General features: G+C 72.9%; 1 protein-coding gene. It reads left to right on the top strand.

The features are described 5' to 3' along the window. Positions 1–85 precede the first annotated feature (85 nt). Positions 86–26,908, top strand: a complete 26,823-nt coding sequence (locus RT2_RS10720; RefSeq protein ID WP_072844761.1) for a non-ribosomal peptide synthetase — start codon at positions 86–88, stop codon at positions 26,906–26,908. The last annotated feature ends 18 nt before the right edge of the window (positions 26,909–26,926 follow it).

Below are 26,926 nucleotides of genomic sequence, written 5' to 3'. Positions count from 1 at the left end.
TTGAGGCGACGACCGCCGCGTCCCTATACCCTGAACGGGCAGCCTGTGCCGATAATGAAGTGATTTCCACTGCGTGAGGATCCGGATGAAGAACTTCTCATCGCCTGATCCGCACCGCGACGCCGCGCAGCCGCCGGCAGTCGTACACGAACCGTACGGCTCTTCGGACGCGTTTCCGTTGTCTGCGGTCCAGAGAAGCGTGTGGTTCGGTCAGCAGCTCAGCCCGACGGCGCCGATCTTCATTGCGCAGTACGTGGAACTGCACGGCGACGTGGACCTCGACCTGCTGCGTTCGACGGCGGTGACCGCGGCCCGTGAGTTCCAGTCGCCGTTCCTGCGTCTGGTGGACACCGGCGGGGAACCGAGCCAGATGGTCGACCACTCGATCGACACCTCGATCGCGTTGTTCGACTTCCGGCAGGAGAAGGACCCGCTCGGCGCGGCGCATGCGTGGATCGACAACGACTACGTCACCCCTATCCAACTGACGCGGGACCGTCTGGTGGAGATGACCATCCTCCAGGTCGGCGACAGGGACTATCTGTGGTACACGCGAATTCACCACGTCGCGCTCGACGGCTACAGCGGCATGACGATGCTGAACCGGATCGCGGCCCTCTATACCGCCGCATCCAAGGGTGTCGAGCCGGAACCGAACCGGGCTCTCGACCTGCGCACGCTCTACCAGCTGGACCAGAGGTACCGCTCGTCGAGCCGGTTCGAGGGCGACCGGGAGTACTGGGCGGAGCATGTGCGCGGGATCGAGGGCGGTTCCACGCTCGCGCACCGGGACGGCCCGGCCGCGGCCCGCAGCCGGCTGGAGAGCACACAGCTGACCGACGCGGCGCTCGATCGGCTGAACTCCTCCGACGCCCTGGTCGGCGCGACGTCCGCGGCCGTACTGATTGCGGGGTTCGCCTGCTACCTGTCGAGGATGACGGGCAGCCGCGACGTCCTGGTGAACATACCGGTGTCCGCGCGTACCACCGCGCCGCTACAGCATTCCGGCGGCATGCTCGTCAACGTCGCCCCGCTCCGGATCACCGTCGATCCCGACGACACCGTCGCCGGCCTCGTGCGGCGGGTGCAGCTGGAACTGATGGGCGCGCTGCGTCACCAGAGGTGCAGCCTCGAGGACATCCGGCGCGACGCCGGGTTGACCGGCGCGCGGCAGGGGCTGTCGGGGCCGATGGTCAACGTGATGCTCTTCCGCCAGGAGATCACCCTCGGGTCGATCGTCGGCGAGTACCACATCGTGACCTCCGGACCAATGCGGGACCTGCTGGTCAACATCTACCAGAGCGGCTCGCCCGCCCGGACGCTCGTCGACTTCCGCGGCAACCCCAACAGATACGGCGAGGAGGAGTTGCGCACCCATCACCGGCGCTTCGTCGAACTCGTCGAGGCCCTGCTCGCCGCCGAGCCGGACACCGTGGTGTCGGACCTCCATGCCGAGTCGGCCCGGATCGGGGAGCGCATGCGGCGCGAGACCGCCGAGCTGGCCTTCTGGACACAGGAGCTGGCCGGGCAGCCGGAATCGGCGGTGCTGCCCCGCGCCGGCCCGGCGCCGACCGGCCGGACCGGTCGGGGCTCGGTCGCGCGCGTACTCGACCGCGACCTGCACACCGCGGCCACGGCGCTAGCCCGCGGCCTCGACGTCGGGCCGTTCACCATGCTGCACACCGCACTGGCCGCGGTGCTGAGCAGGCTCACCGACGTCGACGACATCGTCGTCGCCGCCCCGGTGCCGGCCCGGCCCGACAGCACCTCCACCCGCAACACCGTGGCGCTGCGCACCCCGATCGACCCGTCCGCCGCGTTCACCGACCTGGTGCTCGAGACCGGCGAAAGAGAGCGCCGCGCCTTCGCGCACCCGGAGACCCCGATCGAGCGGGTCGTCGAGACGCTGGGCGCGCCCCGGCCTCGCGTGACGTTCGGCGTCCACACCGCCCCGTCCGCCGCGATCGCTCCCGAGGACACCGAACTCACGGTCGACCTGACCGAGCACTTCACCGCGCAGGGCGCGCCTGCCGGTATCGACGCGCGACTGACCTACGACAACGCCGCGCTCGACGAGCACACCGTCACCGCCCTGATCGACCGGTTCGAGCGCCTGCTCGCCGGTGTCGCCGAGGATCCGGACCGGCCGGTGGGGGACGTGCCCATCCTGACCGCTGAAGAGACCGCGGGTCTGACCCCGGTGGAGGGTCCGGCCGACGTCGCTCCGCGGACCCTCGCTCAGATCCTCGCCGACGCGGTCGCGGTCGATCCGGACCACGAGGCGGTCGTCGCCGACGGGCGCAGGCTCTCCTACCGTGAACTCGACGAGCTCGCCGACAGCTTGACCGGCCGCCTCCGCGATCACGGAGTCGGTCCGGATTCCGTTGTGGCCCTCGCGATTGCGCGTTCGGTCGAGTCGGTGACCGCGGTCTGGGCGGTGGCGCGCACCGGGGCCGCCTTCCTGCCCGTCGACCCGGACTACCCGGTGGACCGGATCGAGCACATGCTCTCCGACTCCGGCGCCGGAATCGGCCTGACGGTCCGCGCTCACCGCGACGGGTTGCCCGAGACCACCACGTGGCTGGTCCTCGACGACCCGATCGCGCGGCCGGACCCCCCGTTCTCCCGCGTCGCGGGGACCCGGCCGGTGCATCTCGACGACGCGGCCTACCTGATCTACACCTCCGGGTCGACGGGGGTGCCCAAGGGCGTGGTGGTCACCCATCGCGGGCTGGCGAACCTCGCCGCGGAGGAACGCGAACGGTTCGCGATCACCGCGGACTCCCGCACCCTGCACTTCTCCTCGCCGAGCTTCGACGCGTCCGTGCTCGAACTGCTGATGGCGGTGGGGGCCGGCGCGACGATGGTCGTGGTCCCGCCGAACGTGTTCGGCGGCGCGGAACTGGCGGACGTGCTGCGCCGCGAGCGGGTCACGCACGCCTTCGTCACCCCCGCCGCGCTCGCATCCGTCGATCCCGCCGGACTCGACAGCCTCGATTGCGTGGTCACCGGCGGTGACGTGTGTCCGCCCGAACTGGTCCGGCAATGGGCTGCACCGACACCCCCGGGTTCCCGCGGCGCGCCGACACACCCGCGTTCCCGCGGAGCAGGTCGCCGGATGTTCAATGCGTACGGCCCGACCGAGACCACCGTCGTCGCCGGCATCAGCACCACGTTGCGGCCCGGCGCCGCCGTCACCATCGGCGGGCCGTCCCGCGGATGCGGCGAAATGGTCCTGGACCGGCGGCTGCAGCCGGTGCCGGAGGGGACGGTGGGGGAGCTGTACGTGACGGGCGACGGGCTGGCCCGCGGCTACCACCACCGGCCGGGACAGACCGCGGACCATTTCGTGGCGGACCCGTTCAGTGCCACCGGCGGGCGGATGTACCGGACCGGCGACCTGGTGCGGTGGCATGCTCGGGCGAGCGGCGCGACCGCGAACACGGCCGCGCGCGAGCTCGAGTATCTCGGCCGCAGCGACTTCCAGATCAAGATCCGTGGCTTCCGGATCGAGCTCGGTGAAGTCGATGCCGTGCTCCAGTCGCATCCGAGTGTCGCGTTCGCGGCGACCACCGGGTACACCCGTCCCTCCGGGGACGTCGTGCTGGTCGGCTACGTGCGACCCGCGGCAGGCGCCGAGATCGACGAGGCCGAGCTCCTCGCTCACGCCGCCGAGTCGCTGCCCGCGTACATGGTGCCCGTGGCCCTCGTCACACTCGACCGGGTCCCGCTGACCCCCGCCGGCAAGTTGGACCGCAGCGCGTTGCCGGAACCGCGCTTCCGCGGGACGTCCGCCGGATATCAGGCGCCGCGCAGCAAGACGGAGGAGACGGTCGCGGCGGCGTTCGCGGATCTGCTCGGCGAGGAACACGTCGGTGTCGCCGACAGCTTCTTCGATCTCGGCGGCGACTCCCTGGTCGCCACGCGAGTGATCGGACGGGTGAATGTGGCGCTGCCGGTGCGGCTGAGCGTGCGTGACCTCTTCGCGGAACCGACCGTTTCGGGACTGGCTCACCACGTCGATCGGATCCTCGAGAACGCCGACCCCGGTCGGCCGGTGCGGGAGCGACCTGCGCTCGTTGCGCGGGACCGCCCGGACCGGCTCCCGATGTCCCCGGCGCAGCAGCGGATGTGGCTGGTGAACCAGATCGACACTGCGTCGCCGGCTTACAACATTCCGTTCGCCGTGACGTTCACGGGCGAGCTCGACCGTGCGGCGCTGCAGACCGCGTTGAACGACGTGATCGACAGGCACGAGGCCCTGCGGACGGTGTTCCCGGCAGATGCGAGGGGGCCGTGCCAGGTGATCCTGCCGGCGTCGGACGTGGCAGTGGACCTGACACCCGTTGTTGTGGACCCGGAGCGGGTGGCGGAGACGGTCGCGGCGACGGCCGCCGCCGGGTTCGATGTCCGGGCGCAGGTTCCGCTGAGAATCGTGCTGCTGCGGACCGGGTCGCGTCGACACGTCCTGGCCGTTGTGCTGCACCACATATCGGCGGACGGGCAGTCCGTCGAGCTGTTGGCCCGAGACGTGGCGGCGGCGTACGCCGCGCGGGTGGCCGGTCGCGCACCCGACTGGGATCCGCTGCCGCTGCAGTACGCCGACTACGCCCTGTGGCAGCACGAACTGCTCGGGGCGGAGGACGATCCGCAGTCGCTCGCCGCCCGGCAACTCGCCTACTGGGGTGACCGGCTCGCCGACCTTCCGGCGGCGATCTCGCTGCCGCACGACCGCCCCCGATCCCCGCGGACGACCGCGTCCGGTGACCGGATCGAGTTGGACGTGGAGGCCGGGGTCCACCGTGACCTGGTCCGGATCGCGCGCGAGCACGGCTGCACGCTGTTCATGGTCCTGCACGCCGCGCTCGCGGTGCTGCTCGCCCGGCTCGGCGCCGGGTCCGATGTCGCCGTGGGCACACCGGTCGCCGGCCGCGGCGAACCCGAACTGGACGACATCGTCGGAATGTTCGTCAACACTCTCGTCCTGCGCAGCACGGTCCGTCCCGAGACCACGTTCGCCGACCTGCTCGCACAGGTGCGCGAGACCGACCTGGGAGCCTTCGCCCATGCCGATCTGCCGTTCGAGCGGCTGGTCGACGAGTTCGCCTCGGACCGGTCGCCCACGTACGCGCCGCTGGTGCAGGTGCTGCTCGAGTTCCAGCACGGCGCGCCGACGACGGTGGCGATGCGGGGACTGTCCGCCGAGGCCGTCGAGGTGGATCCGGGTGTCGCCAAGTTCGACCTCCAGCTGGGAGTGCGGGAACGGTTCGACGACTCGGGTCGCGCCGCCGGCCTGTCCGTGGCCCTGCAGTACGCAACCGACCTGTTCGACCGCGCCACCGTGGCCGGGATCGGCGACCGGTTGGTGCGGGTCCTCGCCGTGGCGGCCGGCGACCCGACCGCGGTCGTGGGCGACATCGTGATCACCGACGAGCGGGAAAGGGCGCTCGCGGCGCGGGAGCGGCCCGGCCGCGTGGTGCCGGCGGCCACACTGCCGGAGCTGTTCGCGAGTGCCGCGGCACGCAGCCCGGACGCCTGCGCGGTCGTCTCCGGTGCCAGGCGCGTCCGCTATTCCGAGCTGGCGGCGCGCGCGAACACGCTGGCTCGCCTGCTGATCGGTCACGGCGTTGGACCGGGCTCTCTGGTGGCCGTCGCGACGGCGCGTTCGGACGATCTGCCGGTCGCACTCCTCGCGGTCCTCACGACCGGCGCCGCCTACGTCCCCGTGGACCTGGACTATCCGGCGGACCGCATCGCCTACATCCTCACCGACGCATCGCCGGTGTGCGTCCTGGTCGAGGGTGCCGAGAACGGTTCGGCTGTGCGTCGCAACGACATTCCGGTTGTCGATCTCGGCGATCCCCGGGTGACGACCGCGCTCGACGAGCTGTCGCCCGAGGCGGTGACCGATACGGACCGGACCGCGCCGTTGCACCCGGATTCGCTCGCATACGTGATCTACACGTCCGGATCGACCGGACGGCCCAAGGCGGTGGCGGTGTCGCACCGAAGTGTGACCACGCTGTTCGGCAGTGCGCAGGAGTTGTTCGGATTCGACGGCGACGACGTGTGGACGATGTTCCATTCGTACGCCTTCGATTTCGCGGTGTGGGAGCTGTGGGGAGCGCTGATCCACGGCGCCACCGTGGTGCTGGTCGACCAGATCACCGCTCGCTCGCCACGGGACCTCCTGCGGCTGCTGCAGGGCGAGGCGGTCACGGTGCTGTGCCAGACCCCGAGTGCCTTCTACCAGCTGGCCGACGCCGAACGGGCACGCGCCGACGAGGGGGACGCCGCGGTGCTGCGGCTGCGGTACGTGATCTTCGGTGGGGAGGCGATGGACCCGGCGCGGCTCACCGCGTGGTTCGCGCGCCGAGGGGATTCCACACCGCAGCTGGTGAACATGTACGGGATCACCGAGACCTGCGTGCACGTGACCCACGACCCGCTGACCAGGTCTTCGGTGGGCCGCGGCCGGGGGTCGATCGGCCGCCCGCTGCCGGGGCTGCGGGTGCGTGTGCTCGACGAGCGGTTGCACGTGGTGCCTCCCGGGGTGGTGGGGGAGCTGTACGTGTCGGGCACGCAGCTGGCGCGGGGCTACCCGAGTCGCGTGGGGGAGACGGCCGCGCGGTTCGTTGCAGACCCGGCCGGGGCCGGCACCCGGATGTACCGCACCGGCGACCTGGGCCGGTGGCGGGTGGACGGCACGCTCGAGTACGCGGGCCGCTCGGACCACCAGGTGCAGGTGCGCGGATACCGGGTGGAGCTCGGGGAGGTGGAGTCGGCACTCGCTGCGGTGTCCGGGGTGGGGTCCGCGGCGGTGGTCGCCGACGCGGGCCCCGTCGGGATCCGGCTGGTCGCGTACGCGGTGCCGGACGGCGGTGCGGTCCTCGATCCGGACGAGGTGAGAGCGTCCGTCGCCCAGTGGCTTCCGGGCTACATGGTGCCGTCGGCGGTGGTGATCCTGGACCGGCTGCCAGTCACCGCGCACGGCAAGCTCGATCGCGCGAGCATGCCCGCACCCGGTGTCGCCGAGCACTCCTACGTCGCGCCGCGGAACCCGGTCGAGGAGATCGTCGCGGGCGTGATCACCGATCTGCTCGGTGTCGATCGGGTCGGCGCGGGCGACGGATTCTTCGCGCTCGGCGGCAACTCGTTGGTGTCGGCGCAACTGGTCGCCCGGGTCAACGACGCGACCGGCGCCGCGCTCGGCATCCGGGACGTCTTCGACGGCCCGACCGTCGCCGAGCTCGCCCGGCGGGTCGGCGGGGAGGGCAGCGGGGTGCGCCGGCCACCGCTGAGCGCGGGTGCCCGGCCGGCCCGGATCCCGTTGTCCCCGGCGCAACAGCGGATGTGGTTCGTCAACCAGTACGACCCGCAGTCCCCGGCCTACAACATCTCGTTCTCGCTGCGCTTGTCGGGCGACCTCGATGCCGAGGCGCTGCGGGCCGCGCTCGGCGACGTCGTCGCCCGGCACGAATCCTTGCGCACGGTCTACCCCCTCACCGACGACGGGCCCAGTCAGCAGATCCTGCCGGCCGAGCTCGCGGAGTCCGGACTCGAGGTCGCCCGGGTGCTCGATGCCGACGACCTGCGCTCCCGGGTGCGGGCGACGGTGGCACGCGGCTTCGACGTTGCGGAACAGGTCCCGCTGCGGGCAAGCCTCTTTCGGGTCGACGAGACGACCCACGTGCTCACCGTGGTGCTGCACCACATTCTCGCCGACGGCTTCTCGCTGAACCCGCTGGCACGCGACGTGGCCGCCGCGTACGCGGCGCGCCTGTGCGGCGGCGCGCCACAGTGGCCGCCGTTGACCGCGCAGTACGCGGACTACACACTGTGGCAGCGCGATTGGCTCGGAAGCGAGGACGACGCGTCGTCCCCGCTCGCCCGTCAGCTCGACTACTGGACCGCCACACTGGCGGGCCTGCCCGAGGTACTGGACCTGCCGAGCGACAGGCCCCGGCCGGCGGACCGCTCGCAGTCCGGTGGGCGCGTCGAGTTCGCGGTCGACGAGCGGCTGCACCGGAGCCTGATCGCGCTCGCCCACAGCCGCGATGCAAGCGTGTTCATGGTGGTGCATGCGGCGTTGGCCGCCCTGCTGTCCCGGCTCGCCGGCACCGACGACATCGCGATCGGCACCCCGATCGCGGGCCGCGGCGCCGCCGCCCTCGACGACCTCGTCGGGATGTTCGTGGGCACCCTCGTCCTGCGCTGTGATGTCGGCGGCGCCTGCTCGTTCGGTGAGCTGCTGCACCGGGTCCGGGAGACCGATCTGGGCGCGTTCATGCACGCGGACATCCCGTTCGAACGGGTCGTGGACGCGCTGGATCCGCCCCGCTCGCACGCGCATACGCCGTTGTTCCAGGTGATGCTCGAGTTCCGGACCATCGCGCCGCCGGAATTCGCGCTGCCGGGACTGCGGGTGGCGGCACTCGACCCCGGCGAGGTGGCCGCGAACTTCGACCTGCAGCTCACCGTGGCCGAGGAGTTCGACGCCGCGGGCGGCGGAGCGGGAATGGCCGCCGGCCTGGTGTTCGCGACCGACATGTTCGACGAGGCCACCGCGCGGACCCTCGCCGACAGGTTCGTGCGGATCCTCGAGGCGGCGGCCGAGTCCCCGGACCTGCCGGTGGCGGACATCGACATCCTCGACGGTGCCGAGCGCGCCGCCCTCACCGCGGTGGAGGGGGTGCCGGGCGCGCCGCCGCGCACGTTGGCCGCGGTGCTCGCGGCGGGCGCGGCGATCGATCCGCACGCGCCGGCGATCCGATTCGACGGCCGGGAGATCTCCTACCGCGACCTCGACCGCGTGTCGACGAGGCTCGCCCGCAGCCTGATCGACACGGGCGTCGGCCCGGGGTCGGTGGTGGCGCTGGCCATGCCCCGCAGCGTCGAGTTCGTGATCGGCCTGTGGGCCGTCGCGAAGACCGGGGCCGCCTTCGTCCCGGTCGACCCGGCGCACCCGGCGGAGCGGCTCGCCTTCCTGCTCGACGACTCGGGTGCGATCCTCGGGCTGACGCTCGCGCGGTCCCGGGACGCCCTGCCCGACGAGCCGCGCTGGTGGACGCTCGACGCCGATCGCCTGATCGGCGAACCCGCTGCCGCCGCACCGATCCGCGACACCGAACGGACCGCTCGGCTGCGGCTCGACGACGCGGCCTACCTGATCTACACGTCCGGATCGACGGGAACTCCGAAGGGCGTGACGGTTACTCACCGCGGTCTCGCGGCGTTCGCCGACCACCTGCAGCGGCGGTGCCGGACGACGCCCCGCTCCCGGACACTGCACTGCGCATCCCCCAGTTTCGACGCATCGATCCTCGAGCTGCTCCTCGCGTTCGGTGCGGGTGCGACCATGGTGATCGCGCCGCCCGCCGTGTACGGCGGCGGCGAGCTGCGAGATCTGCTCGCGGCCGAGCGGGTGACCCACTGCATGCTCACGCCGACGGCGCTCGCGGCGACGGATCCGGCCGGACTCGACGACCTGGAGTGCGTGCTGTCGGGCGGTGAGGCGTGCCCGCCCGACGTGGTGGCCCGCTGGGCCCCGGGACGGCGGATGTACAACGCGTACGGGCCGACGGAGGCGACCGTCGCGGCGAGCGTCAGCGACCCGTTGTTCCCGGGCGATCCCGTCACGATAGGCGGCCCGGCACCGGGTTTCCGCGTGCGAGTGCTCGACCGCAGGTTGCAGCCGGTACCCGTCGGGGTGCCCGGCGAGCTGTACCTCGCGGGCCCGGCTTTGGCCCGCGGCTACCACCGGCGTCCGGGGCTGACGGCCGGCCGGTTCGTCGCCGAACCCGGCGGGGATTCCGGCGAACGGATGTACCGCACGGGAGACCTCGTGCGCTGGACCGGCGGCGGTCGGCTGGTCTGCCTGGGACGCGGCGACCGTCAGGTCAAGGTGCGCGGCAGTCGAATCGAACTCGGTGAGGTCGAATCGTGCTTGACGGCAGACGGATCCGTCGGTCAGGCGGTGGCCGACGTGCGTGCGGTCGGGCGCGGGGGAGACCGGCTGGTCGGGTACGTGGTGGCCGCCGCGGGGGCGGAGGTGGACACGGCGCGCCTGCACGAGGCCCTCGCGGCGCGGCTGCCCGGGTACATGGTCCCCGCACACATCGTGGTGCTCCCCGAGCTGCCGATGACCGTGCACGGCAAGCTCGATCGGGCGGCCCTGCCGACGCCCGACCACGGGGCGGAGGTGTCGGTGGGCCGGGCGCCGTCCGGTGCGGCCGAGGAGACCCTGGGCCGGCTGTTCGCGGACCTTCTCGGGCGCGGCACCGTCGGGACGGAGGACTCGTTCTTCGTCCTCGGCGGCGACAGCATCATGTCGATCCAGTTGGTGGCGCGCGCGAAGGCGGCGGGGCTGTCTCTCACACCGCGTGACGTGTTCGATCACCCCACGGTTGCGGGGCTCGCCGCGGTGGCCGACTCGAACTCCGCCCCCCGGCCGTCGACGCTCGAAGAACTGCCCGGCGGCGGTGTCGGGGAGGTGCCGCTCACCCCGATCCTCGCGTGGATGCTCGGCCGCAGCGCCGGCCGGATCGACCGGTTCTCCCAGTCGGTGTTGCTGGCGCTGCCCGACGGAGTCGACCGGGCCACGCTCGAGGTCGCGGTGCAGGCCGTCCTCGACACGCACGACATGCTCCGGGCCCGGCTCAGCCGCGACGGTGACACCGACGGTGACACACCCCGTCGCTCCGCTCGCCCCGGTGGCTGGCGAATGACGGTTCCCGGCGTCGGGGGCGTCACCGCCCGGGACGTGGTGACGCGGATCGAGGTCGATTCAGTGGACGACGCCGCGTTCGACGTCCGCGCGGCCGCGGCGGCCGATGCCGCGGCCGACCGCCTGGATCCGGCCGCAGGCACGATGGTGCAGGTCGTGTGGTTCGACGGGCCGTCCGGCACCGGACGGCTGCTGCTGGTCGTCCACCACGCCGCCGTCGACGGCGTGTCGTGGCGCGTGCTGGTGGCAGACCTGGCATCGGCGTGGGCGCAGGCGTCGGAGGGGCGGGTGCCCGCGCTGCCGCCGGTGGGCACGTCGATGCGCCGGTGGGCGATCGCGCTGGAAGAGCTCGCCCCGCAGCGGGTCCCGGAACTGCCGATGTGGGAGCGGATTCTCGGCGGCCCGGACCCGACGATCGGGTCGCGGCCGCTGGATCCCGCGCGCGATGTCGCGGCCACGAGCGAGGTGCTGACGTTGGAGGCGCCGCCCGAGGTCACCGATGCCGTCCTCACCGCGCTGCCGGAGTCGCTCCACGCCGCCGTGCTGGACGGGCTGCTCACGGCACTCGCGATGGCGGTGGTCCGCTGGCGCGGCGAGCGGGGCGCCCCGCGGTCCGACGTCCTGCTCGGCGTCGAGGGGCACGGGCGGGAGGAGCCGGCGGTGCCCGGTGCGGACCTGACGCGCACGGTCGGCTGGTTCACCACGCTGTCGCCGGTGCGCCCGGACCTGTCGTCGATCGATCTCGCCGAGGCGTTCACCGGGGGCGCGGCGGCGGGCGCGGCGGTCAAGCTCGTGAAGGAGGCGCTGCGGGCGATCCCGGACCGGGGGATCGGGTACGGGCTGCTCCGCGGACTGGCCGGGGAACCCGGCCCGCAGGTGCGCGGGTGGCGCGAGCCCCAGATCGTCCTCAACTACCTGGGGCGGGTCACGGCGGGCGCCGGCGACGATCCGCAGGCGTGGCTGCCCACCCGGCGGCACGGGCTCGGCGGCGCCCAGGAACCACGGATGCCCGTGACGGCCGTCGTCGACATCGCGGCCGGGCTCGTGCCGCGGCCGGGAGGCGCCGTCCTGCAGTCGTCCTGGACGTTCCCGACCGGAGTTCTCGATGCCGACGACGTGCACCGGCTCGCCGACCTGTGGCACCGGGCGCTGGGTGCGCTCGCCGCGTACGCCCACAGCCCCGGTGCGGGCGGTCTCACCCCGTCCGACGTCGCTCTCGTCCCGCTCGACCAGACGGCGATCGACGCCCTCGAGGCGCGCCGGCCCGGGCTGACCGACGTCTGGCCGCTGACCCCGCTGCAGTCCGGACTGCTCTTCCACGCCCGTCTCGCGGAGCGATCGGTGGACGCGTACATGGTCCAGCTCGTCGTCGAGCTGCACGGCCGACCGTCGCGGGAGCGGATGCGCCGGGCCGCGCGGACTCTGCTCGATCGTCACCCGAACCTGCGGGCGTGCTTCGTGGAAGACGACGCCGGCGACGTGTATCAGGTCGTCGAGGGCCGGATTCCGGTGCCCTGGAATGAGATCGACCTGTCCGGACTCGACGGGGCGACGGGTCGGGAACGCTGGCGGGAACTGCTCGCGGCGGACCGGGCGACGCCGTTCGTGATGGACCGCGCACCGCTGCTGCGCTTCACCCTGACCCGGACGGGAACGGAGGAGTACCGGCTGCTGCTCACCCACCACCACATCCTGCTGGACGGCTGGTCGACGCCGCTGCTGCTCGAGGAGCTGCTCACCCTCTATGCCGCGGACCGGGAGCCGCCCCCGGCGGGCGACTACCGGGACTACCTGACGTGGCTGACCGCGCAGGACCACGCCTCCGGCGTCGAGGCGTGGCGCCGGGCCCTGGCCGGCGTCGACGGGCCGACGCTGTTGGTGCCGCGGGACGACGGTGGCGCGGCTCCGGCCGAACCCGGGGAGGTGACCCTGACGCTGCCCGCCGAGGAGACCGAGGCGCTGGCGACGGCCGCCCGGGAGCGCGGGGTGACGGTCAACACCGTCGTCCAGGTCGCCTGGGCGCTGGCGCTCGCGGTCCTGACCGGCCGCACCGATGTGGTGTTCGGTGCGACCGTGTCGGGCCGTCCGCCGCAGGTGCCCGGGATCGAGTCGATGATCGGGCTGTTCATCAACACCGTGCCGGTGCGGATCGAGTTCGATCCCCGCGAAACCGTCGGTGAGCTGCTGAGCCGCGTGCAGGCGGAGCAGGCGGCGATGCTCGACCACCACCACGTCGGGCTCGCCGACATCCAGCGGGAGGCGGGTCCGGCGGCGGTGTTCGACACCCTGACGGTCTTCGAGTCGTACCCCGTCGACCGCTCGGCGCTGGCGAGCGACACCGACGTCGCCGGCCTGCGGGTGGCGGGCGTCGAGGGTTTCGACGCCACGCACTATCCGCTGACCGTGCTCGCGAGCATGGACGAGCGCCTGCGGCTGGTCCTGAAGTACCGGCCGGACCTGCTCGACCCGGCCGAGGTGGAATCGATCGCCGACCGGCTGCGGTGCGCGTTCGCGACCGTGACACACGAGACGGCGCACCCCGTCGCCCGGGTCGACCTGCTGTCCGCGGACGAGCGGGCCGCCGCCGCGCCGATCCGCGGCGGTGCGGCAAGTCCGCCGCGCCCCCTGCCGGAGATCCTCGTCGCCGGGGCCGGGATCGAGCCCGACGCCGTCGCGGTGGACTCGGAGGACGCGCGGCTGTCGTACCGGGACCTCGACGCGGAGTCGAATCGACTGGCGCGGCAGTTGATCGATGCGGGGGCGGGACCGGGAGCGGTGGTTGCGATCGCCCTGCCGCGGTCGGCGCGTTCGGTGACGGCCGTGTGGGCGGTGGCGAAGACCGGTGCGGCGTTCGTCCCGGTGGATCCGACCTACCCGCCAGCCCGGGTCCAGCACATGCTCACCGACTCCGACGCCGCGGTGGGACTGGTGCTCGACGCCGATCACGGGCGCATGCCGGACTCCGTGCACTGGCTGGTGCTCGACGATCCGGACTGCGAGGCGGACCTCGACGCACGGCCGGCGGAAGCCGTCCACGACGCGGAGCGGCCGAGTCCGGTGCACGTCGACGACGTGGCGTACCTGATCTACACGTCGGGATCGACGGGCAGGCCGAAGGGTGTGAGCGTCACCCACCGCGGCCTGTCGTCCCTGCTTGCCGCGCAGCGCGACCACTACGCGATTCCGGCCGCGGCGCGCTGCCTGCACGTGTGCTCGCCCAGCTTCGACGTCTCGGTCCTCGAGCTGCTGCAGGCCGCGACCGCGGGCGCGACGCTGGTGATCGCGCCGCCGCGCGTGTACGGCGGGGCCGATCTCGCCGGACTGCTGCGCCGGGAGCGAGTAACCCACGCCTGCATTACGCCTGCCGTGCTCGCCACCGTCGAGCCCGACCGCCTCGACGACCTCGACGTGCTGGTAGTCGCGGGCGACGCCGTCGGCCCGGAACTGGTGGCCGACTGGGCGCCCGGACGAACGATGCTCAACGGATACGGGCCGACCGAGTCGACGATCCTGACGACGATCAGCGCGCCCCTGGTGCCCGGGGCGCGGGTGCCGATCGGGGGCCCGGTGAACGGCACCGACCTGCTCGTCCTCGACGGCTTCCTGCGACCGGTCCCGGCCGGCGTGCCGGGTGAGCTGTACATCGCGGGCGCGGGACTGGCCCGCGGATACCACCGGCGCGCCGCGTTGACCGCCGCGCGATTCGTCCCGGACCCGCGCGGCGCGCCCGGCAGCCGGGTGTACCGCACCGGCGACGTCGTCCGGTGCCGGCCGGACGGAGCGCTCGACTACCTGGGCCGCAGCGACTTCCAGGTCAAGGTGCGGGGTCTGCGTGTCGAGCTCGGGGAGATCGACGCGGTGTTCGCCGCCCACCCGGCGGTCGGGTTCGCCGTCACGGCCGCGCGGGCACGCGAAGCCGGCGACCCGATGCTGGTGACGTATGTCGTGCCGAACTCCGCGGACGGCGTCGACGTCGCCGCCCTCACGGACTTCGCGGGCGGGCGCCTGCCGGCGCACATGGTGCCGACGACGGTGGTGACGCTCGACGCGGTCCCGCTCACCCCGGTGGGCAAGCTGGATCGCGCCGCACTGCCCGAACCGGAACTCGCCTCGCTGACACCGCGATTCCGGGAAGCGGGCAACGCCACGGAGGCGGCACTGGTCACCGTGTTCGCCGAGGTGACCGGCATCGACACGGTGGGCGTCGACGACAACTTCTTCGCGCTGGGCGGCAACTCCCTCAGCGCGACGCGGGCGGTGGCCCGGATCAACCGCGTGCTGGGCAGCAGGATCGGGCTGCGAGACCTGTTCGACTGCGGGACCGCGGCTGCGCTCGCGCCGCGGTGTGCGGCCGCGGCCGCACTGCCCGGGGACGGGCTGCGCACGGGCGTCCGGCCCGACCGCATCCCGCTGTCGCTGGCACAGGAACGCATGTGGTTCGTCAACCAGTTCGATCCGGCGTCGGCCGCGTACAACGTGCCGATGGTGTTGCGGCTCTCGGGGAGACTCGACGAGCCGGCCCTGCAGCGGGCCCTGGTCGACGTGGTGGAGCGGCAGGATTCGCTGCGGACGGTGTTCCCGTCCTCGGCCGCCGGCCCGTCCCAGGTGACGGTGCCCGCACCCGGCGTGGTCGGGGACCTGACGCCGGCGCCGGTCACCGCGGACCGGGTGACCGCCCGCGTCGGGGAGATCGTGCACGAAGGATTCGACGTGGCACGCGAGGTCCCGGTGCGGGTGCGCCTGCTGCGGACCGGGCCGGACGAGCACGTCCTCGTGCTGGTGGTCCACCACATCGTGGCCGACGGGTTCTCGGTCGGACCCCTGGCCCGTGACGTCGCGACGGCATACGCGGCCCGGGTCGGCGGCGCCGCACCGGGCTGGGGACCGCTGCCGGTCCAGTACGCGGACTTCGCCGTGTGGCAGCACGCGACGCTGGGTTCCCGGGACGACCCGGACTCGCCCGTCGCCGGCGAGATTGCCTGGTGGGAGGACCTACTCGCGGGGGCGCCGCCGGTGACGGGGTTGCCGCTGGACCGTCCGCGCGAGCCTCGGCGCTCGACGCGCGGTGGGCGGGTCGAGCTCTCGGTGGAAGCCGGCGTCCACCGCAGGCTCACCGAACTCGCGCGCCGGCACGATTCGACGCTGTTCATGGTGGTGCACGCCGCACTCGCGGTGTTGTTGTCCCGAGTGGGGGCCGGCCGCGACGTCGTGGTCGGAACCCCGGTCGCCGGGCGCGGCCAGGCCGAACTGGACGACGTGGTCGGCATGTTCGTGAACACCCTGGTGCTGCGCACCGCGGTCGATCCGGCGGCGCCGTTCGACGCGGTGCTCTCCGGGACGCGCGAGGCGGACGTGGACGCCTTCGCACACGCCGACGTGCCGTTCGAGCGGCTCGTCGAGAGGTCGGCCTCGGCGCGGTCGACGTCGTACGCCCCGTTGTTCCAGGTGATGCTCGAGTTCCGCAACGTCGACCGGCCCCGCGTCGGGCTGCCTGGCCTGACGGTCGAGGTGCTCGACGTCGACATGGGCGAGGCGAAGTTCGACCTCCAGTTCGGGATAGGCGAGCGATTCGACGACTCCGGCGCTCCGGCGGGACTGACGGGCGACGTGCTGTTCGCATCCGACGTGTTCGACGAATCCACCGTGACGGCACTCGCGGACATGTTCGGCCGGGTGCTCGCGGCGGTCGCGGCCGACCCGTCCGTCCGGGTCGGGGACATCGACATCGTGGGGGCGTTCGCTCGCGAGGAGGCGGCGGAACTCGCCCGCGGACGCGTGCCGGCCGCCGCGGCGGCCGGGACGTTGCCGGACCTGTTCGCGGCGGCGGCCGCCGCCGACCCGGACACGATCGCCGTGGTCGCCCCGGGCATGCGGGTGACGTACCGCAAGCTCGACGAGCGTTCGAACCGGCTGGCGCGCTGGCTGATCGACCGCGGCATCGGTCCGGAGTCGGTGGTCGCCGTGATGATGGATCGGTCGGCGGACCTGGTGGCCGCGTTGGTCGGGGTCGCGCGGTCGGGTGCGGCGTACCTGCCGGTGGACCCGTCGTATCCGGCGGCGCGAATCGGATACATGCTCGACGACGCGGCACCTGCCTGCGTGCTGGTCGACGCGAGCGTGCCGGGGGACCTGGTTGCCGGTGCACCCGTGGTGCGTCTCGACGACCCCGACATCCGCGCGCAGCTCGACTCCCTGAGCGCAACGCCGGTGACCGACGCCGACCGCACCGGTCCGCTGCACGCGGATTCCGTCGCCTACGTGATCTACACGTCGGGTTCGACCGGGAGGCCCAAGGGCGTCGCGGTGACCCACCGGAACGCGGTGACGCTGCTGACCGGAGCCCGCGCCGTGCTCGGCTTCGGCGCGGCCGACGTGTGGACGATGTTCCACTCGTTCGCGTTCGACTTCGCGGTGTGGGAACTGTGGGGGGCCTTGGGGTTCGGCGGCCGGCTGGTCGTCGTCGAGTACGACACCGCACGGTCCCCGGACGAGCTGCGACGCCTGCTGGTGGCCGAGTCGGTGACGATGCTGAGCCAGACGCCGTCGTCGTTCTACCAGTTCGCGCGGGCCGATGCCGCGGCCGACGGCGGCACCCTCGCGCTCCGCTGGGTGGTGTTCGGCGGCGAGGCGCTGGACGTCGACCGCCTCGCCCCCTGGGTCGACCGGCACGGGTGCGCCGCACCGGCTCTGGTGAACATGTTCGGCATCACCGAGACCTGTGTGCACGTGACCTGGCGGGTGATCGACGTCGCGGCGGTCACCGGGCCGCGCCCCACCGGGTCGGTGATCGGCGGCGGACTTCCCGGGGTGCGGGTATGGGTGCTCGACGAGCGCCTGCGTCCCGCACCGCTCGGGGTCGCGGGCGAGTTGTACGTGTCGGGCGCGCAGGTGGCGCGGGGATACCGGGGACGGACCGGGCTGACCGCGGGACGCTTCGTCGCCGACCCGTTCGGTCCCGCGGGGCGGATGTACCGCACCGGCGATCGGGCCCGCTGGACCTCGGACGGCGAGCTCGAGTTCCTGGGGCGCAGCGACTCCCAGGTCCAGATCCGCGGATTCCGGGTGGAGCCGGGGGAGGTCGAGTCGGCCCTCACCGCGGTTCCGGGGGTCGCGTCCGCGGTCGTGCTCGCGCGATCCGGGCCTACCGATGGCGCCGCGCGGCTGGTCGCCTACGTGGTCCCCGAGTCCGGTGCCGCGCTCGATCCGGCCTCGGTCACCGAGGCCGTCGCCCGCCGGCTGCCCGGACACATGGTGCCCTCCGTGACGACGGTCCTCGCGGAGTTCCCGATCACCGCGCATGGCAAGCTCGATCGCGCCGCACTCCCCGAACCGCGGCCGGGGACCGTCGGCGGGCGGGCACCCGGCTCCGGCACCGAGCGACTGCTGGCGAGACTGTTCGCGGAGCTTCTCGGTGTCGAGACGGTCGGTACCGACGACTCCTTCTTCGGGCTCGGCGGCGACTCGATCATGTCCATCCAGCTGGTGTCGCGGGCGACGGCCGCGGGGGTGACGTTCACGCCGCGCGACGTGTTCGAGCGGCGCACCGTCGCCGGTCTCGCGGAGGTCGCCGACCTCACCGGCACCGACGACGTCGTCGTGCTGCCGGAACTACCGGGCGGCGGCGTCGGCGATGTCCCACTCACGCCGATCATGCGGTGGCTCCTCGAGCGCTCGGGCACGCGGACCGGTGGCGACTTCCGCCGCTACTCGCAGTCGGTCCTGCTCGCGATGCCCACCGGAATCGGCCGCGACACCCTCACCCGCGCAGTGGACGCGGTCATGGACCGGCACGACATGCTGCGGTCCCGGCTCCGCCCGGACGCCCGCGCCGAGTCCGGGTGGCGGCTCGAGGTGCGACCGCCGGGTGCGGTGCCCGCCGACACGATCGTGCGACAGGTCCCGGTCGACACCGTCGCCGGAGCGGGCCACGCGACCCAGGATGCACTGGAGGCGGCCGCCGACCTGCTGGATCCGGAGTCCGGCAGCATGATCCAGTTCGTGCACCTCGTCGGGGGAGACGCGCCGCGGTTGCTCGTCGTCGCCCACCACCTCGTCATCGACGGGGTCTCGTGGCGGATCCTGATCCCCGACCTCGTGCTCGCCTGCACACAGGCCGCGGACGGTGCGCAGCCGGACCTACCGGCGATCGGCACCTCGATGCGGACATGGGCGGACGGGCTCGTTCGGGCGGCGCGGGACCGCGCCGGCGAGCTGGACCTGTGGCGGTCGACGGTCTCCCGGGCATCCGTGGGGCGCGCGGTGGGAGAACTCGACCCGTCGGTCGACGTCGCAGGCACCCTCGAGCGCGTCGAGGTGGAGTTGCCTGCCGACGTGACCCTCGGCCTGACGACCACGGTGCCGCGGGTGTTCCACGGCGCAGTCGACGACGGTCTGCTCACCGCGCTGGCCCTCGCGCTCGCGGCCTGGCGTCGCGGCCGCGGCATCGAGACCGACGACGTCGCGGTGGCGCTCGAGGGGCACGGCCGCGAGCCCCAGGTGGTGCCGGGCGCCGACCTGTCCCGCACGGTGGGGTGGTTCACGTCGATCTACCCGGTGCGCCTGGACCTGTCGGGCGTCGACGTCGAGGAGGCCCTCGGCGGTGGCGCCGCCGCCGGTGCGGCGGTGAAGGCGGTCAAGGAGCAACTGCGCGCGGTGCCCGACCACGGGATCGGGTACGGCCTGCTCCGGTACCTCGGCGACGAGGCGGGAGCCGAGCTGCGCGGGTTGCCCGAGCCGGAGATCAGCTTCAACTACCTCGGTCGGCTGGGCGGCGGCGCCGAACCGCGCGGGGACGGAAGCTGGCTCCCTGTCACGGAATCCGGACTGCACGATGCGGTGGCAGCAGACCTGCCGGTGGCGTTCGCGATCGAGGTCAACGCGGTGACGGTGCCCGGTCCTGACGGCCCGCGGATCAGGGCGACGTGGGCCTTCCCGCGCCGCGTGCTCGATGCCGCGGACGTGCAGCGGCTGGCGCAGGGGTGGATCGTCGCCGCGCGGGCGGTGGTCGAGCGGGCCAGCGCGCCGGGTGCGGGCGGGCGGACCCCGTCGGATCTGGGTCTGGTGCACCTGGACCAGTCGGCCGTCGAGCGGTTCGAGGCCCGGTTCCCGTCGCTGTCCGACGTGTGGCCGCTGACTCCGATGCAACGCGGCCTGTTCTTCCATGCCGAACTGGCCGACACCTCGGTGGACGCGTACCTGGTGCAGCTGATCCTCACCCTCGGCGGCGTCGTCGACGCCCGGCGACTGCGGCGTGCGGTCGAGGGCGTGCTGGATCGGCACGCGAACCTGCGGACGGGATTTGTGCGTGCGCCGGAAGGGGAGGCCGTGCAGATAGTCCAGGACGGGGTGGCCGCGCCCTGGGCGGAGACGGACCTGCGCGAGTCCGCCGAGCCGGCGGCGTCGGAGCGGTTCGCCGAGATCCTGGCCGAGGACCGCACCCGACCGTTCGTCATGGCGTCGCCGCCGCTGCTGCGACTTCGTCTGGTGCGCATGCCCGGTGGCACGAGCCGACTGGTCCTGACCAACCACCACATCCTGCTCGACGGGTGGTCGACGCCGCTGCTGCTCGCGGAGCTCGTCGTGCTCTACGCCACCGACGGCGACCCCTCCGCGCTGCCGCGGGTGCGCCCCCACCGCGACTACCTCGAATGGCTCGCGGGGCAGGACCGGTCGGCGGCGCTGCACGCGTGGACCGACGCCCTCGACGGGCAGGACGAGCCGACCCTGCTGGTCCGCGCCGGGTCCGCCACGACCGCGCAGTCCACCCCGTCGCGGGACCTGCCGTACGAGTTGGACGTCGAGACGACCGAGCGGCTGCGGGTCCTCGCACGTGAGCGCGGGCTGACGCTCAACACCGTCGTCGAGGTCGGGTGGGCAATCGTCCTCGGACTTCTCACCGGCCGCGACGACGTCGTGTTCGGCAGCACGGTGTCCGGGCGGCCCCCGCACGTGCCCGGCATCGAGTCGATGATCGGGCTGTTCATCAACACCGTGCCGGTCCGGATCCGGCTCGATCCCGCGGAGACTCTGGGCGCGTTGCTCGACCGGGTGCAGGCGGAGCAGTCGTCGCTGCTCGACCATCACCACGTCGGGCTCACCGACATCCAGGGCGCGGCGGGACCGGGTGCCGGCTTCGACACGCTCACCGTGTTCGAGTCCTATCCCGTGCCCGGCGAGCTGTCCGCGGACGCCGACATCGCGGGGATGCGGGTGACCGGCATCGAGGTCCGCGACTCCGCCCACTACCCGCTGAGCGTGGTCGCGTCCACGACCGACCGCCTGCGCCTGACGATGAAGTTCCGCCCGGACCTCCTAGGACAGACCGCGGTCGACGCTGCCGCCCGCCGACTGTTGCACGTCCTGCGCGCGATCGGCGACGATCCGGGGCGGCGCCTGGCCGGACTGGACCTGCTGACCGCGGACGAACGCCGGGTGCTGGCGCCGGTGCGGGGAGGTCCGCGCGGCGCGGCCCGCACCCTCCCGGAGATCCTCGCGGCCGCGGCCGCCCCCAACCCGGAGGCGATCGCGCTGGTCGCCGACGGGCGCGAGCTCACCTACGCGGACCTCGACGCTCGGTCCAACCGGGTCGCACGGGCACTGATCGACCACGGTGTGGGGCCGGAGACGTACGTGGCGCTGGGTGTTCCACGGTCCGTCGAATCGGTTCTCGCGATGTGGGCGGTGGCCCGCACCGGGGCCGCGTTCGTCCCGGTGGACCCGGACTATCCCGCCGAACGGGTGCAGCACATGCTTGCCGACTCCGGTGCCCTCGTCGGGCTCACCGTCGCGGCGCACCGGCACCGGCTGCCCGACACGCTGCCGTGGCTGACGCTCGACGACCCCGGATTCGCCGCGGACTGCGCTTCGCGATCGCCGGCGCCGGTGGCCGACACCGAGCGCACGGCGCCGCTGCGGGTCGACAATCCCGCCTACCTGATCTACACCTCCGGCTCCACCGGCGTGCCCAAGGCCGTCACCCTGACTCATCGGGGCCTGGGGAACTACGCCGACGAGCAGCGGGATCGGTGCGCGGTGACCGCGGGCTCCCGGACGTTGCACTTCTCGTCTCCCAGCTTCGACGTCTCGCTGCTCGAGTACCTGCTGTGCTTCGCGGCGGGCGCGACCATGGTGATCGCGGACCGCACCGTCTACGGCGGCGCGGATCTGGCCGCGGTGCTGAAGCAGCAGCGCGTCACCCACGCCTTCATCACGCCGGCCGCGCTCGCCTCGATCGACCCGACCGGGCTCGACGATCTGCAGTGCGTGATGGTCGGCGGGGAGGCGTGGCCGCCGGAGCTCATCGCGGACTGGATGCCGCAGCGACGAATGGTCAACGTGTACGGGCCGACGGAGACCACGATCGTCGTGAACATCGAGGACTGTGTGCCGGGAGTCGCGCCGATTCCGCTGGGCGGGCCGATCCGCGGCGTCGCCGAGACGGTGCTGGACGCGCGACTTCAGCCGGTGCCGGCGGGCGTCGAGGGCGAGGTCTACATCGCCGGCCCGGGCCTGGCCCGCGGCTACCACCGGCGGGCCGGTACGACCGCCGGACGTTTCGTCGCCGACCCGTTCGGCGAGGCCGGCGGGCGGATGTACCGCACCGGCGACGTCGGGGTGTGGACCCCGGACGGGAAGCTCGAGTACCGCGGCCGCAGCGACTTCCAGGTGAAGGTCCGAGGCTTCCGCATCGAACTCGGCGAGATCGACGCCGTGCTGGCGGCGCATCCCGACGTGCGGTTCGCGGCCACGCTCGGGCGCCCGGGGCCGGGCGGCGACACCGTGCTGGTGTCCTACGTGGCAGCGGCCGGCGGCCGGGACATCGCCGTCGACGACCTCCGGGCGCGGTTGGCCGCGCAGGTCCCCGGCTTCATGGTGCCGGCGTCGATCGTGGTGCTCGACGACATCCCGCTCACGCCCACCGGGAAGCTCGATCGCCGCGCACTGCCCGATCCCGAGTCCGGTCACGCCGCGGAGGTGTTCAGGTCGCCGACCAACCCGATGGAGGAGGCGGTGACCGAGGTGTTCGCGACGGTGCTCGAGGTGGACCGGGTGGGCACCGGCGACGACTTCTTCGAACTCGGCGGCAATTCGCTGTCCGCGACGCGCGTTGTCGCCCGACTCCGGGAGACCCTCGGCATCGATCTGGGTGTCCGCGCGCTCTTCGCCGCGCCGACCGCGGCGGCACTGGCCGAGCGCATCGAACACGGGGCGGCGGGCGCGTCCGGCCGTCCTGTCCTCGAGCCGACCGAACGGCCGGACGAGATCCCGCTGTCGCCCGCGCAGCAGCGGATGTGGTTCATCAACCAGTTCGACCCGGCCTCGCCCGCGTACAACGTCCCCCTCGTGGTGCGCCTGTCGGGTGCACTCGACATCGAGGCCCTCGACGCGGCGCTGGCCGACGTCGTCGACCGGCACGAGTCGCTGCGCACCGTCTTCCCGGTCGGGCGTGACGGCCCGGTTCAGCAGATCTGCCCGGCGGCCGAGGCGGCGCCCGCCATTCGGCCGGTGCCGGTCGCCGACGAGCACGAGCTGGCCCGGCGGATCCACGCCGAGGTGTCCGCCGGTTTCGACGTCACCGCCCGGGTGCCGATACGTGGGGCGCTGTTCGTGCTCGGTGCCGACCAGCACGTCCTGGTACTGGTGGCCCACCACATCGCGGTCGACGGGTTCTCGACCGGCCCGCTGTCCCGGGACCTGGTCCGCGCGTACGCCGCGAGGGCGGCGGGCCGCGTGCCCGAGTGGTCGCCGCTCGCGGTGCAGTACGCCGACTACACACTGTGGCAGCGCCGGCTGCTCGGTGACGACCACGACCCCGGGTCGGTGGCCGCGCGGCAACTCGACTACTGGACGTCGACGCTCGCGGGGGCACCGGATCTACTGGGGCTGCCGACCGATCGACCACGCCCACCCCAGCAGTCGTTCCGCGGCGGCCGAACGGGCTTCGCGATCGAGCCGCGGCTGCACCGCGGGATCGAGGAGTTCGCCCGGCGGCACGGGACGAGCGTGTTCATGACGGTGCATGCCGCGCTCGCAGTGTTGTTGAGCCGTCTCGGCGACACCGGCGACATCGTGATCGGCACCCCGGTCGCGGGCCGAGGGGAATCGGCTCTCGACGACCTGGTGGGAATGCTCGTCGGCACGCTCGTGCTGCGCACCCGGATCGAGGCCGCGCAGTCGTTCGCCGACCTGGTCGCCGCCGTGCGGGAGGTGGACCTCGGCGCGTTCGGTCACGCCGACATTCCGTTCGAGCGGGTGGTCGAGGCGCTCGATCCGCCGCGCTCGACCGCGTACTCCCCGATCTTCCAGGTGGCGTTGGAGTTCCAGAACGACACGCGGGCCCGCCTCGACCTGCCGGGCCTGACCGTCGAGGGCCTTGCCCCGCCGTCCGGTGTGGTGAAGGAGGATCTCGAGTTCGTGCTCGCCGAGCAGTTCGACGGCTCGGGCGCCCCGGCCGGCATCGCCGGAAACATCGAGTACGCCGCGGACCTGTTCGACGCCGACACCGTGCGCGGTTTCGCCGAACGGTTCCTCCGGGTCCTCGAATCCGCGCTCGCCGATCCGCACTGCGCGGTCGGTGACCTGGGGATCCTGCGCGACGACGAACAGCGCGACCTCACGCCGGCGCACGGCGGCCCCGACGCCCCGGAGATGCTGCTGCCGGGGCTGTTGGCCCACGCCGGGCAGGATCCCGATGCGGTCGCGGTCGCCTACGACGGCGACGAGGTGTCGTACGGCGAGCTGGACCGGCGGTCGAACCGGCTGGCGCGGATGCTGATCGGCCGCGGCGCCGGGCCGGAGCGCTACGTCGCGCTCGGGTTGTCGCGGTCGTTCGAGTCGGTGCTCGCGGTGTGGGCGGTCGCGAAGACCGGGGCGGCCTTCCTGCCGGTCGACCCGGAGTACCCGGCCGGCCGGATCGAGCACATGCTGGACGACTCCGGCGCGGTGCTGGGGGTGACCGTCGCCGGGGCGCGCAGTCGTCTGCCGGACGACGTCGACTGGGTGGTGCTCGACGATGCCGACACCACCGCGGTGGTCGCGGACATGTCGGACACGGAGGTCGTCGACGCCGAGCGGATCCGCCCCCTGAGGGCAGAGAACCCCGCGTACCTGATCTACACGTCCGGGTCGACCGGCATCCCGAAGGGCGTCGTGCTCACCCACCGGGGCCTGGCGAACCTCGCCGCCGAGGAGCGCACCCGCCTGGACGTCACTCCCGGCGCCCGCACCCTGCACTTCGCGTCCCCGAGCTTCGACGCGTCGGTGTTCGAGATCGTGATGGCGCTGTGTGCGGGCGCGACCATGGTGGTCGTCCCGCCGGACGTCTACGGGGGCACCGAGCTGGCCGCAGCCCTGGAGGCCGGCCGCATCACCCACGGATTCCTGACCCCGACCGCGCTGGCGTCGGTGGATCCCGACGGGCTCGACTCGCTCCGCACGCTCGTCGTCGCCGGTGAACCGTGCCCCCCGGAACTGGTCGCGCGATGGGCGCCGGACCGCACGATGCTCAACGCGTACGGCCCCACCGAGACCACGATCATGGCGAACATCAGCGATCCGATGACCCCGGGCGCGCCGATCACGCTCGGCGGGCCGATCCGCGGCGTGTCCGAGCGGGTGCTCGACGCGCGCCTGCACCCGGTGCCGCGTGGCGTGGTGGGGGAGCTGTACGTCGCGGGGCCGGCCCTCGCCCGCGGCTACCACCGTCGGCCGACGTTGACGGCCGGCCACTTCGTCGCCGATCCGTTCGGCTCGCCCGGTGACAGGATCTACCGCACCGGTGACCTGGTCCGTCGACGGACCGACGGCGCGCTCGAGTACGTCGGCCGCAGCGACCTCCAGGTGAAGGTTCGCGGCTTCCGCATCGAACCCGCCGAGACGGATGCCGCGCTGATCGCGCAGGCGGGCGTCGGGTTCGCGGTGACGATCGCACGTACCGGGCCGGCGGGCGAGACGCTGCTGTGCTCGTACGTGCGCGCGGCCGGGGACGCGCACCTCGAGCCCGACGAGCTCCGACGCGGGGTGGCGCAGCGACTTCCGAGCTACATGGTCCCGGCGTCGGTGACGGTGCTCGACCGGGTCCCGTTCACCCCGACGGGCAAGCTCGACCGCGACGCGCTGCCGACTCCGGAGTTCGCGTCCGCCGCGACCACGTTCCGGGAACCCGCGGGTCCGGTGGAATCTGCGGTCGCATCGGCATTCGCCGCGGTCCTGGGGGTGGAGCGGATCGGTGCCGACGACAGCTTCTTCGACCGCGGCGGCAACTCGCTGCTGGCGACCCGCGCGGTGACCGACCTCCGCGAACGCCTCGGACGGGACGTCTCGCTCCAGATGCTCTTCCTGGATCCGACCCCGGCCGGAATGGCAGGCCGGATCGGCGCGACGGCCGCCGCCGGGGTCGAGGACGCCCTCCGGGTCGTGATTCCGCTGCGCGGCACCGGAACCGGCCGCCCGCTGTTCTGCGTTCATCCCGGAATCGGGTTGTCCTGGGGGTACGCCGGACTGGTCCGGTACATACCCGCCGAACGCCCCGTGTACGGCCTGCAGTTGCCCGCGATCACCGGCGGGCCGGCTTACGGATCGATCGGGGAGCTCGCGCGTCGGTACGTCGACGAGATTCGCACGATCGCTCCCGAGGGACCGTACGACCTGCTCGGCTGGTCCCTCGGCGGCGTCCTCGCGCACGCGATGGCTGTCGAGCTACAGCGCCAGGGCGAGTCCGTCTCGACCCTGGCGGTCATGGACAGTTACCCGGGCGACGGCGCGGACCCGATGCTCGGACGGCTCGAGCTCGCGGAACTGCTGCGCGGTCTCGGGCTGGACGTGGGAGCGCCCGACGAACATCGGGACCTGACCTACGACTCCGCGGCGCGCATGCTGGGCGAGTTACTCGGGAGCGAGGGGATCACCGCGGCACACCTCGAGCGGATCAATGACGGTTACGCGCACTCACGACTGCTGGTGCACCGCTTCGTGCCGGGTGTCTTCGACGGCGACCTGCTGGTGTTCCCGGCGCAGCGCGGGCAGGAGGGAGGCACCGACCGTACGGCGCAGGAGTGGCGGCCGCTCGTCACCGGCGCCATCGACGAGTGCCCGGTCGACTGCGGGCACAACGACATGATCGAGCCGTCGTCGCTGGCTGTGATCGGTCCCACGCTTGCCGCGCGACTCGGGCGGCGGACCTGAGTGGTCGGAGTCGGGACC

Origin of the sequence: Rhodococcus tukisamuensis NBRC 100609, assembly GCF_001894985.1 — a bacterium.
GTDB lineage: Bacteria > Actinomycetota > Actinomycetes > Mycobacteriales > Mycobacteriaceae > Rhodococcus_G > Rhodococcus_G tukisamuensis.
Note: the sequence above shows the minus strand (reverse complement) of the source record. Positions and strands in the feature narration are given on the sequence as shown.

What these genes read in the sequence shown, in the direction of transcription:
- RT2_RS10720 (WP_072844761.1), top strand. Translation starts at nt 86, where the DNA reads ATGAAGAACTTCTCATCGCCTGATCCGCACCGCGACGCCGCGCAGCCG.